Origin of the sequence: Actinomadura miaoliensis (assembly GCF_039536785.1) — a bacterium.
GTDB lineage: Bacteria > Actinomycetota > Actinomycetes > Streptosporangiales > Streptosporangiaceae > Spirillospora > Spirillospora miaoliensis.
On the sequence record NZ_BAAAZG010000044.1, the window covers coordinates 69,503 to 80,271 of the forward strand.

Here is a 10,769-nt window from a genome sequence, read left to right on the forward strand (position 1 = left end):
GGACGGGCGGCCGCCGCCCGCGCCCCGCCGCCGGGCGTGTCGCGCTCGGGACTGTCCCGCCCGCGGGATTCACCGGCCCGGGATTCGGTGTTCCGACAAGGCCGGGCGCATGGGTTTATCAGGCATTCACGTGATCATCAGCGGACGGCACCAGGAAAGGCGATCGCCTTTCCCGGCGGGCGACCACCGGACGAATGAGTCTCCGCTTCCGGGTGGAAAACGTAGCCCTGGTAGCTGATTTTCTTCACGGTCATCCGGATGGGACGGAAACAGTGCGGAGGCAGCGCGCAGAAGCCCGTGCTCACCACATCGCGGTAGACCAGATCGGACACCGCCAGGGCGAGATCCCGGTCGGGCCGCTCGTCGAGCAGGCGGCGCAGCGCCCGGGCGTCCAGCAGGCGGCTGGCCACGACCGGGGCGTCCCCCGCCGGGCCGAACGACGCCTGCGGGCCGAGCACCAGCGTGCCGTGGTGCATCGCCATCCGCACGCGCAGCCGGCGGCCCCGCCCGCGCCCGCCGTTCACCTCGCCGAGGGATCGCTCCAGGGCCGGCGGGAAGGCGCCGACCACATGGGCGAGGTCGATGCCGTCGGGGAGCACGGCGAGCTCGCCGTCACCGGCGCGCTGCAAGTACCAGTCGGTTCGGTCCAGGCGGGTGGCCGCGGCCGCCTCCTCCAGCGCCGCGCACAGGCCCACCTGGGCTTCGAGCTGGTCGAACGCGTGACGGGAGCTGTAGCCCTGCACGTCGACCGCCAGCACCAGGCGGGACACCAGCCGGGGCTCGCCGCCCGCGTCGGCCTCGGCCGGTCCTTGGGGGTCCACCGCCCGCAGCGGCGGTGTCGTCGGAGTCAGCGACATGCCATTCCCCACAGCGGTAGTGACGCCCTTTGCGAAAACAAGGGTCGACGTCGCCAGTTTGGCACGGGAATGGCAAAAATGTAAAGCGAGTCTGTTGACTCACCGCGAAAGAAATGCTATATACCGCACTGCTTTCCGGCGTGCCGATGGGACGCGTACGGCTTCGTGGCCGACCGCCATATGGCAGTCTGAAACGCGCCACTCATGCCAATCGCGTTGTCGCCCTCGGCGGCCCGCCTGAAGCCGGGCGGGCCGGCCCTGCCCGGCCCTGTCCCGTGCATCACGGATTGCTCTGGGAGCCTGTGTGCGAGGATGATCGGCTGTGATCGACATCGGCCCGCTGCGTCCCGAGGACCGCGCCGCCTGGGAAGTTCTGGCGCGCGGCTACAAGGCGTTCTACCGCACCGTCGTGCCCGACAAAGGGTACGAGGAGACCTGGCAGCGGCTGCAGAGCGACGCGGAGTTGCACGGCATCGGTGCCCGCTCGAACGGGCGGCTGGTCGGCATCGCGCACTATCTGTTCCACGTCACCTTCTGGTCGGCCGATTCCTGCTACCTCCAGGACCTGTTCGTCGACGAGGCGGCGCGCGGTCACGGCGCCGCACGGGCCCTGATCGAGCACGTGGCCGAGGAAGCGCGGAAACGGGGCGCCGCCCGCCTGTACTGGACGACCAAGCAGGACAACGTCCCCGCCCGCGCTCTGTACGACAAGGTGGCGCGCTTCCACGGGTTCATCCGCTACGACTACCCACTTGGCGGGTGACCGGCCATCACGCAACGGGTCACGGAGCCGGCTCCGGACCAGGCAAGGCCCTGAGCCGCCTGGCAGCGGTGGAATGGGGGAAGGCGTGGAGACGCCTTGGGCCCCGACCGACCCTTGGCTTCTCCACGCCTTCCGTCTCGGTGCGCGGCCCGGGCCGACCGCGTCGTCGTCGTGGGGATGCGTCCTCGTGGCTCAGTAACCCGAGCCGCCGGCGGATTTGGTGATCTTCGCGCCCTGGGGTGAGACGACCCACCAGACGTTCTGGACGCCCTGGCCCTTGGTGTCGCCCGGCTTCTCGTCCTTGGCGAAGTAGTACATGGGCCAGCCGTTGATCGTGAGCTGGCAGGAGCCGTCGTCCTTGCGCTCGATGAAGCCGATCCGGCTCCGGTCGACGCCCTCCACCTTGAGCTTCTTCCAGTTGGTGAACTTCACCACCGGCCAGGCCTTCTTGCACTGGCCGAAGCAGTTGGTGACCTTGGGCCGGTCCTTGTCGAAGCGGTACATCACGCGGCCCTGGCCGTCGGTGACGATCATGCCCAGCCGCGGGTCCTTCCGGACGTTGACGACCGTCCAGCCCGCCCAGCGGTCCCGGCCGCCGTCGTCACCGTCGTCTCCGCCGTCCTGCTGCCGTTCCCGCTGCCCGCCCGCGGCCTTCTTGCCGTCGGGCGCCGCCGCGAACCAGGCCCCGCCGACGCCCTGTCCCTTGACCTCGCCGGGACTCTCGTCCTTGGCGTACCGGTACAGCGGCCAGCCGCCGAGCGTGACCTGCCAGGAGCCGTCGGGCCGTTTGACCTTGCCCACCAGCCTCTGGTCGACGCCGTCGACCTGGACGGCGCCCTGGGTCGCCTGTACCGGCGGCCAGGTCTTGGCGCACGAGTCCATGCAGGTGGAGGCGGGCGGCCGGGCGGTGTCCCTGTCGAACCGGTACAGCGTGCGTCCCGCGCCGTCCGTCACGACCTTGCCGAGACGGCTCACGCCGGCGGCCTGCAGCACGGGTGGCGTGACGGTCGGGGACGGCTCGGCCGAGGGGTCCTGCCGCGCCGGGTCGGGGGCGGCCTGCGTGGCGCCGACGCCCGCGTTCGCCTGCTGCCCGGCGGGCACCTTGCCGCAGCCCGTGAGGAGCACCCCGGACGCCGCGACGGCCGCGGCGGGGGTCGCCCAGCGGGGGATGTGCATGTCTGGTCCTCCGTTCTCCCGGCGAGCAGTACGCGGACCGTCCCGACCCGGTTCAACGTGGGACATCCCTCACTGGCACCGGCACGGACGAACGAACAGAATGACGTTCACATACGTCGCATAAAGCGGGTGGGATATCGGAACCCCCCAGATGTGAGGTGAAGCGTTGACCACGGCCGGACCACCCGAGCGGCCATACGACCGGTACGACCGGCAGACCCGCGCATCGGATCCGACCGCCGCACCCGCGCCGAGCCTGGTCAAGCCGTCCCCGGCACCTGCCCCGGCACCCGCACCGCCGCGCGAGCGGCCCCAGCCGACCGGCCCGGCGTGGATCGTCGTGCCGGCGCGGATCGTCGCGCTGGTCGTGGTGCTGCCGTTCCGGCTGCTGTATGACGGCGTGCTGCTCGCCGGCCGCGGCCTGGGACGGGCGTTCGCCGGGCTGTTCCGGGGGCTCGGGTGGCTGCTGGCGGCGATCGGGCGGGCGCTGTACGCGGCGGTGCTGCGTCCGCTGGGCCTGCTGTTCGTGTTCCTGGTGGTGCGGCCCGCGCTGTGGATCTACGCCGCGCTGCTGACACCGGCCGGGCGCGCTCTGGTGTGGCTGCTGGAACGTCTCGTGGTCTGGCCCCTGCGTGCCCTCGCTCGTGCGCTGGTGTGGCTCGTCAACGCTGTGATCGTGATGCCCGCCGTCCTGCTGTGGCGATACCTGCTGCGGCCCCCGCTCGCCGGCCTGGCGTGGCTGCTGCGCTACATCGGCACGGCGCTGCTGTGGGCGTGGCGGGCCACCGGCCGCGCGCTGGTCTGGCTCGTCAACGCGGTCATCGTGATGCCCGCCGTCCTGCTGTGGCGATACCTGCTGCGCCCCCCGCTCGCCGGGCTCGCGTGGCTGCTGCGCTACATGGGCACGGCGCTGGTACGGGCGTGGCGGGCCACCGGGCGCGGTCTCGCCTGGCTGGGACGCGTCTTCGTCGTCATGCCCGGCCGGGCGATCTGGGAGTACGCGCTGCGGCCGGTGTGGCTCGGCGTCGCCGCGAGCTGGCGCCTGGCCGGGCGCGGCCTGCGCTGGCTGTGGCGGACCCTGGTCGTGGCGCCGTGCCGCTGGGTGGGACGCAACGTCCTGCGGCCCATCGGCACCGCGGTCGCCGCCACCTGGCGGGTCACCGTCCAGGAGCCCGCCCGCTGGGTGGGACGCAACGTGCTGTCCCCCGTCCGGCAGGCCGGACGCGACGTCCGCCTGTCGATCCGCCGCGCCTTCCGCGGGGCCTGACCGCCCCGGCGGTACCCGGCCGGAGCGGGGACGTGCACCGGCTGGAAGAATCGGCCACACGATGTATCGACTGCTGTTCTCACTGGTCGTCAGCCGGATTCCGGCGGAGACCGTCCACCATCTGACCCTGCGGGCGCTGCGCGCCATCCAGGCGGTGCCCGGCGCGGCGCCGGCGCTGCGGCGTGTGCTGGCCCCGCGCGATCCCGCGCTGACCGTCCGGGCGTTCGGGCTGGAGTTCCCCGGGCCGCTCGGGCTGGCCGCCGGGTTCGACAAGGACGCGGTGGCGTACGAGGCGCTCGGCGCGTTCGGCTTCGGCCACGTCGAGATCGGCACGGTGACGGGACGGCCGCAGCCCGGCAACCCGCGGCCCCGGCTGTTCCGGCTGCCCGCCGACCGGGCGATCATCAACCGGATGGGCTTCAACAACGCCGGATCGGCGGCGGCCGCGCGGCGGCTGCGCCGGCGGCGGCCCGGCACGATCGTCGGGGTCAACATCGGCAAGACCAAGGTCGTCCCCGAGCACGAGGCCGTCGCCGACTACGTGGCCAGCGCCGAACGGCTCGCCCCGTACGCCGACTACATGGTCGTCAACGTCAGCTCGCCGAACACGCCCGGCCTGCGCGACCTGCAGGCGGTGGAGCACCTGCGGCCGCTGCTGACGGCGGTGCGCGAGGCCGCCGACCGGACCGCCGGGCGGCGCGTCCCGCTGCTGGTGAAGATCGCGCCGGACCTGGCGGACGAGGACGTCGACGCCGTCGCCGACCTCGCCCTCGACCTGGGCCTGGACGGCGTCATCGCCACCAACACCACCATCGGACGCGACGGCCTGGGCAGCCCCGCCGAGCTGGCCAAGGAGACCGGCGGCCTGTCGGGCGCCCCGCTCAAGGCGCGCTCGCTGGAGGTGCTGCGACGGCTGCGGGCGCGCACGGACGGGCGGCTGACGCTCGTGTCGGTCGGCGGCGTGGAGAACGCCGACGACGTGTGGGAGCGGATCCGCGCGGGCGCCACGCTGGTCCAGGGCTACACCGGCATGATCTACGGCGGGCCGCTGTGGGCGTACCGCGTGCACCGGTCGCTGTCGCGGCGGCTGCGCGGCAGCGCGTTCGCCACCCTCCGCGACGCCGCGTCCCGCTGAGCAGGGCGGCCTGAATCCGGCTCGCGCGGGGCCTTTTGCCATACCCGGGCGGCGGGCTGGCCTTGTGGTGACCCGTTGGGCGGCACCGTGCAGGTATGTCGGTGGGGACGCTCTCGCGGGACACCGTTGCGGTGCGGATCGCCGTCGCCGTGGTCATCGCGCTGCCCGCGGTGGTGCTGCGGCTGACGGGCGTCCACCCGCCGCCCGTGGCCAGCATGATCTTGTTCGGTGCCGGGGTGGTGAGCGCCGCGGTGCTGCTGCTGTGGGCCGCCGAGACGGCGCGGGTCGACATGTCGGGCGCGCTCGCGCTGGCGCTGCTGGCGCTGATCGCGGTGCTGCCCGAGTACGCGGTCGACCTGTACTTCGCGTACGCGGCGGGCAGCCGTCCCGAGTACACCGCGTACGCCGCCGCCAACATGACGGGCGCGAACCGGCTGCTGGTCGGGGTGGGCTGGCCGCTGGTGTCGCTGGCGTTCGTCCTGGCCGTGCGGCGCCGCCGGCCCGGACGGCACCGCATCGGCCGGATCCAGCCGCCGCCGCAGCGGCGCGACGTGCGGCTGGGCGAACGCCACCGGGTCGAGCTGGGCTTCCTGGCCATCGCGGCGCTGATCGCGTTCATCCCCACGCTGACCGGCGAGATCGGCTGGTACGTGACGGTACTGCTGATCGCGGTCTACGTCGCCTACATGACGGGGATCGGACGCGGCGCCGCCGAGGGCGTCGACGACCTGATCGGCGTGCCCGCGCGGCTGGCGATGCTGCCCCGGCTGCGGCGCCGCCAGACCACCTGGCTCGGCTTCGCGTTCGGCGCGCTGGTGGTGGTCTGCGCCGCCGAGCCGTTCGCCAACGCCCTGGTCGACACCGGCACCGTGCTCGGCATCGACCGGTTCCTGCTGGTGCAGTGGCTGGCGCCGCTGGCCTCGGAGGCGCCCGAGCTGATCGTCGCGACGGTGTTCGCCTGGCGGCTGCGCGACGGCGACGCCATCGGCATCCTGCTGTCCAGCAAGGTCAACCAGTGGACGCTGCTGATCGGCACGCTGCCGCTGGCCTACCGGGCGGGCGGCGGCGCCTGGTCGCTGCCGCTGGACGCCCGGCAGATCGAGGAGGTGCTGCTGACCGCCGCGCAGACCGTGCTGGGCGTGGCCATGCTGGTCAACCTGTCCTTCCTGCGGATCGAGGCGGCGCTGCTGTTCGTGCTGTTCGCCGTGCAGTTCGCGTTCCCCGGCACGCAGATCCGCCTCGTGCTGGCGGGGATCTACCTGGCCCTCGGGTTCTCGCTGCTGATCGCGCGGCACCGCGACCTCGGCGAGTGCCTGCGCGCCGCCGTGGTCTCCCCCACTCGCGGAGTCTCCCCCACCCGCTGAGACGCGGTCAGGCGGGCGGGACGACCTCGAAGAAGCCGTCGGCGATCAGCTCCGGCAGGACGGCGGCGGCGTGCGCCCGCACCTGCGCCGCGTCCAGGCCGGTGAGCTGGGCGATCGCGGCCAGCAGCGGGCCGAGCGGCAGCGTGCCGTCGCAGACGCCCGCCAGGCCCGCCTCCACCGTGCCGACGCCCGCGGCGCGCCGCAGGCGGCCGGTCTGCCGCAGGACGATCCGTTCCGGGTCCTCGGCGCCGGGCGGGCCGATCTGCTCCTGGACGACGCCGAGGGCAGTGCGCAGCAGCGCCGCCTCCTGTCCACAGGCTGTGGAAAACTCCCGGGCGGCGGCGAGACCGTCCAGGATGCCGTCCACGTAGCCGCCCACGGGCTCCTGGACGGCGTGCCGCAGCTCCTCCACGCGCACGACCGGCCGGTCCCGTCGCGCGTTGCGCAGCGTGATCCAGCCGAACCCGATGCCCGTGACCCGCTGCCGTTCGAAGTGGTCGAGCCAGGCGTCGTAGCGCGCCCGGTACTCGGGGGTGCCCGCCTCGCAGGAGTCGCGCAGCCACAGCTCCGCGTACTCGGCCGGGTCCTGGACGTCGCGCTGCACGACCCACGCGTCGCAGCCGGACGCCTCCACCCACGCGCCGACCCGCTCCTCCCAGGGCGTGCCGTCGACGTGCAGCCAGTTGGCGAGCAGCTGGCAGCGTCCGTCCTCGGTCAGCACGCCGGGGACCTCGGTGACCAGGCGGCGGCAGAACTCGTCCCCCGGCAGCCCCGACTCGCGGTAGGTGAACCGGGGCCCGGCGTCCGGCGCGATCACGAACGGCGGGTTGGACACGACCAGGTCGAACCGGCGTCCCCGGACGGGGTCCAGCAGCGGGCCCTCCAGCAGGTCCACGCCGTCCAGGCCCGACAGCGCGAAGCTCATCGCGGCTAGCCGCAGCGCCCGCGGGTTGACGTCCGTCGCGGTGATCGCGCGCGGCGCCGGGCGGACGGCGGGGTCGGCGAGGTGCAGCGCCTGCACGCCGCATCCGGTGCCGAGATCCAATGCGTTGTCCACAGCCCTGTGGACAACGAGACGGGCCAGGCTGGCGGACGCGCCGCCCGTCCCCACCACATGGTCCGGCGCCGGCCGCGCGCCGCCGCCCGGACGGATCCTCAGGTCCGACACGACATGACCGACGTGCCCCGCGCCGCTCACCGACTCCAGCGGCTCCACCCGCAGCAGCGCCCGGACCTCGCCGCCGGAGCGCTCCGCCAGCCCGGCGGCGACGAGATCGTCCACGATCGGGGAGTCGCCGGCGACCGGCACCTGCAGCCAGAACAGCCGGACCAGCGTCTCCAGCGGCGACCCGCCGGCGGTGGCGCGCAACGCGGGCACGATCTCGTCACGTGCCAGGGCGCCGCCCGCGACGGGGCCGAGCAGGTCCCGGACGGCGGCGACGGTGTAGTCCGCCCGTCGCAGGGCGGCGCGGACACGGCTCAGGGAAGCGGCAGGCTGATCGGACACCCGCCCAATCCTGCCCGGTCCGAGGCGCCCGTCACCTCGGAAACCCGGGCGACCCGGCGAAGGTCACGTCAGGTAGTCGTCGATGCCCTTGGCGAGGGCCTCGGCGATGCGCTGGCGGAACGCGGCGCTGCTCAGCTTGGCCGCGTCGCCGCTGTTGCGCATGTTGCCGCACTCGATGAACACCTTGGGCACCTTCGACAGGTTCAGCCCGCCGAGGTCGTCACGCGAGTCCAGGGCGTCCTTGCCCCGGTAGGTGGAGTACGGGATGCCGGTTCCGGTGCGGTAGGCGTCCCGGATCGCCCGGCCCAGCCGCCGCGACGCGGGCACCATCCCGCCGCCCTGCCCCTTGACCGACAGCGGCTGGATCACGTGGAACCCGTGCCCCGAGGCCGGCGCGCCGTCGGCGTGGACCGACAGCGCGGCGTCGGCCTCGGCGCGGTTGCCGATGGCGGCGCGTTCGGTGATGCACGGCCCCACGCCGGTGTCGTTGGGACGGGTCAGCACGACCTTGGCGCCCTCGGCCCGCAGGATCTTCGCCAGCCGGTTCGACACGTCCCAGGTGAACGCGTGCTCGGCGTACCCGGCGTTGGTGCTGGTACCGGTGGTGTCGCACTCCTTGTGACCGTTGCCGATCGCGACCTGCTTGTTGATCTTCGACGGGTTCTTCGCGTTGCCGCCGTTGTGCCCGGGGTCGATCACCACGACCTTGCCGCGCAGCGGGGCCGCGTCGTCGTTCTGCCGGGCGTTGGACGCCCCCGTGGTCGCGTTGCCGTCGCCGGCGGCGGTGGGCGGCTGGGCGGGCCCCGCCCCGGCGGACGGGGCGGACGATCCGCCGCTCCCGCCGTCCCCGCCGCATGCGGTCAGGGCGGCCAGGCACAGCGCCAGGCCGGCGGCCGCGGACGCGCGTCGATGGATGAGCAACGGCCGTCTCCCCGTGATGCGCTCGTTACCAACCCTGCCAGTCTGCACGCACACGACCGTACGTCAAACGGCGGCCGCGGCCGCGCGACCTTCCCGCGTCGCGCGGCCGCGGCCGCCTACTCCCCGATCCCCCGATCGGTCAGCGAAGCGCGTTCTCCTTGCCGAGGAGCGCGGCGAGGGCGCGGGCCTCGTCCGCGTCCAGGCCCAGCACCACGCGGGGACGCCCCCACGGATGGTCGATCGAGTGGGCCACGTAGCTGGCGACGGACTCCGACACCTGCTCGGCCAGCCCGCGCGCATGCCGCCACTGCGCCCACGCGCGTTCCAGCTCGCTCGCCGCGCGCTGCGCGCACGACACCAATTCCGGATCACGCACGGCGTGAACCCCCCTGGGTGAACGATCCTTGCCCGTGTTCCTCGGCGGACCCTCCTGCCGGCCGCGGGTCCGGCCGGAGCAGCGGTTCCCCACCTCCGACCCGCCGAACGGTGCCACCCATTAACCCGTCCGTGACGCCCGTCGGCCGGGTGATTACGGCAGGCTTTCCCGTCGCATTAGCAACGCCTAGCGAACCCATGGCCTGCCGGACGCGCGCCGCCCCACCGGGCACGCGCGAGTCCGGCCCGGCGCGCCGGGGCGACGGCGCGCCGGGCCGGACGTCCCTGCGTCACGCCCCGGCGGGGACGGGCCCCGTCGTGGAGCGGACCACCAGATGGGGGACGACCAGGTTCTGCCGGGCCACCCGGGTGGGGTCCTCGATCCGGGCGGTGAGCAGCTCGGCCGCCACCCGGCCCATGTCGCGGCGCGGCTGGTCGACGCTGGTCAGCGAGATGTGCCGGATCGCCGCCAGGTGCGTGTTGTCGTACCCGACGATCGAGACCTGCTCGGGCACCGGCATCTCCAGCTCGTCGGCGGCCGACAGCACACCGGTCGCCACCAGGTCGTTGGGCGCGAAGATGGCGGTCGGGCGCGGGTCGCGCGACAGCAGCGCGCGGGCGGCCAGGTAGCCGCCCTCCTCGGTGAAGTCGCCCGGCTCCACCATGATCTGCTCGCCGAGGCCGTGCCGCCGCATGGCCTTCTCGTACCCGGCGCGGCGGTAGCGGGCCGTGGTGGAACGCGCGCCCTCGATGTGGGCGATGCGCCGGTGCCCCAGCTCCACCAGGTGGTCGACGGCCAGGCTGGCGCCCAGCTCGTCGTCGTCCACCACGATGTCCACACCGCTGACGTCGCGTTCGCCGACCACCACCACCGGGACGCTGGCGGCGGCCTCCTTCAGCGACTCGGGCACGACGCTGAGCAGCACCAGGCCGTCCACCCGCATCTCCAGGAACGCCTCGACCGCCTCGGCCTCGAACAGCGGGTCCCAGCGGCCGCTGCCGACCAGCATGCGCAGGCCCTCGCCGTGCAGGGTCTCCTGGAGCCCGTCGAGGAACTCGGCGAAGAACGGGTTGTGCAGGTCGGCCACGATGGCGCCGATCAGCCTGGTACGGCCCTCCACCAGGCTGCGGGCCACGGCGTTGGGCCGGTAGCCGAGCTCGCGCGCCGCCTGCAGCACGGCCTGCCGGCGCCGCTCGCTGACGTGCGGCGACCCGCGCATGACCAGCGACACCAGCGACTTGGACACGCCCGCGCGCTCGGCGACGTTGCGGATGGTGGGCTTGGGCGCGTTCGGGGCGGGCGGCACCGCGCGTCCCCCGGCCGCGCGTCCCCCGCCCGCGCGGCCCCGGCGGACGTCGGCGGACGGCCCGCCGTCGCGTGGCGGCGGCACCTGGCCGCCCGGC

The 10,769-nt window shown here is 73.7% G+C and carries 10 protein-coding genes; 4 read left to right on the top strand and 6 right to left on the bottom strand.

The window, feature by feature from the left end; all coding sequences use genetic code 11:
• Window positions 1–137: 137 nt before the first annotated feature.
• Window positions 138–857 carry a hypothetical protein gene (locus ABD811_RS28520; RefSeq protein WP_344953888.1) on the bottom strand — a complete coding sequence of 240 codons (720 nt, stop codon included), beginning with the start codon at window positions 855–857 and terminating at the stop codon, window positions 138–140.
• Between the two features lie 322 nt (window positions 858–1,179).
• Between ABD811_RS28520 and ABD811_RS28525 the strand changes: the two genes are divergently transcribed.
• A complete protein-coding gene (locus ABD811_RS28525) occupies window positions 1,180–1,620 on the top strand; it encodes a GNAT family N-acetyltransferase (protein ID WP_344953891.1) in 441 nt (146 codons plus the stop codon).
• A gap of 192 nt (window positions 1,621–1,812) precedes the next feature.
• On the opposite strand, the gene ABD811_RS28530 is transcribed toward ABD811_RS28525, so the two are convergent.
• The gene (locus tag ABD811_RS28530) at window positions 1,813–2,796 is read right to left on the bottom strand and encodes an SCO0930 family lipoprotein (RefSeq protein WP_344953893.1); all 984 of its coding nucleotides are present in this window, start codon (window positions 2,794–2,796) and stop codon (window positions 1,813–1,815) included.
• A gap of 166 nt (window positions 2,797–2,962) precedes the next feature.
• Here ABD811_RS28530 and ABD811_RS28535 point away from each other — a divergent pair, with 166 nt between their 5' ends.
• The 3 genes from ABD811_RS28535 (at window position 2,963) to ABD811_RS28545 (ending at window position 6,562) form a co-directional block, all read left to right on the top strand.
• A complete protein-coding gene (locus tag ABD811_RS28535; protein ID WP_344953896.1) occupies window positions 2,963–4,063 on the top strand; it encodes a hypothetical protein in 1,101 nt (366 codons plus the stop codon).
• A 61-nt stretch (window positions 4,064–4,124) separates the two neighbouring features.
• Window positions 4,125–5,198 carry a quinone-dependent dihydroorotate dehydrogenase gene (locus ABD811_RS28540; protein WP_344953899.1) on the top strand — a complete coding sequence of 358 codons (1,074 nt, stop codon included), beginning with the start codon at window positions 4,125–4,127 and terminating at the stop codon, window positions 5,196–5,198.
• A 95-nt stretch (window positions 5,199–5,293) separates the two neighbouring features.
• Window positions 5,294–6,562, top strand: a complete 1,269-nt coding sequence (locus ABD811_RS28545) for a sodium:proton exchanger (RefSeq protein ID WP_344953902.1) — start codon at window positions 5,294–5,296, stop codon at window positions 6,560–6,562.
• Between the two features lie 7 nt (window positions 6,563–6,569).
• On the opposite strand, the gene ABD811_RS28550 is transcribed toward ABD811_RS28545, so the two are convergent.
• From ABD811_RS28550 to ABD811_RS28565, 4 genes are all read right to left on the bottom strand, one after another.
• On the bottom strand, window positions 6,570–8,069 hold the full coding sequence (locus tag ABD811_RS28550; protein ID WP_344953905.1) for a DUF7059 domain-containing protein: 1,500 nt from the start codon (window positions 8,067–8,069) through the stop codon (window positions 6,570–6,572).
• Between the two features lie 63 nt (window positions 8,070–8,132).
• Window positions 8,133–8,990, bottom strand: coding sequence for an N-acetylmuramoyl-L-alanine amidase (locus tag ABD811_RS28555; protein ID WP_344953908.1), 858 nt, complete (start codon window positions 8,988–8,990; stop codon window positions 8,133–8,135).
• Between the two features lie 139 nt (window positions 8,991–9,129).
• Window positions 9,130–9,366 carry a hypothetical protein gene (locus tag ABD811_RS28560; protein ID WP_285497459.1) on the bottom strand — a complete coding sequence of 79 codons (237 nt, stop codon included), beginning with the start codon at window positions 9,364–9,366 and terminating at the stop codon, window positions 9,130–9,132.
• 289 nt (window positions 9,367–9,655) lie between these two features.
• Window positions 9,656–10,756, bottom strand: coding sequence for a LacI family DNA-binding transcriptional regulator (locus ABD811_RS28565; RefSeq protein ID WP_344953919.1), 1,101 nt, complete (start codon window positions 10,754–10,756; stop codon window positions 9,656–9,658).
• Window positions 10,757–10,769 lie beyond the last annotated feature (13 nt).

Excerpts from the sequence above, each read along its gene's own strand:
- ABD811_RS28545 (WP_344953902.1), top strand. The coding sequence starts at position 5,294 with ATGTCGGTGGGGACGCTCTCGCGGGACACCGTTGCGGTGCGGATCGCC.
- ABD811_RS28540 (WP_344953899.1), top strand. The coding sequence starts at position 4,125 with ATGTATCGACTGCTGTTCTCACTGGTCGTCAGCCGGATTCCGGCGGAG.
- ABD811_RS28530 (WP_344953893.1), bottom strand. The coding sequence starts at position 2,796 with ATGCACATCCCCCGCTGGGCGACCCCCGCCGCGGCCGTCGCGGCGTCC.
- ABD811_RS28520 (WP_344953888.1), bottom strand. The coding sequence starts at position 857 with ATGTCGCTGACTCCGACGACACCGCCGCTGCGGGCGGTGGACCCCCAA.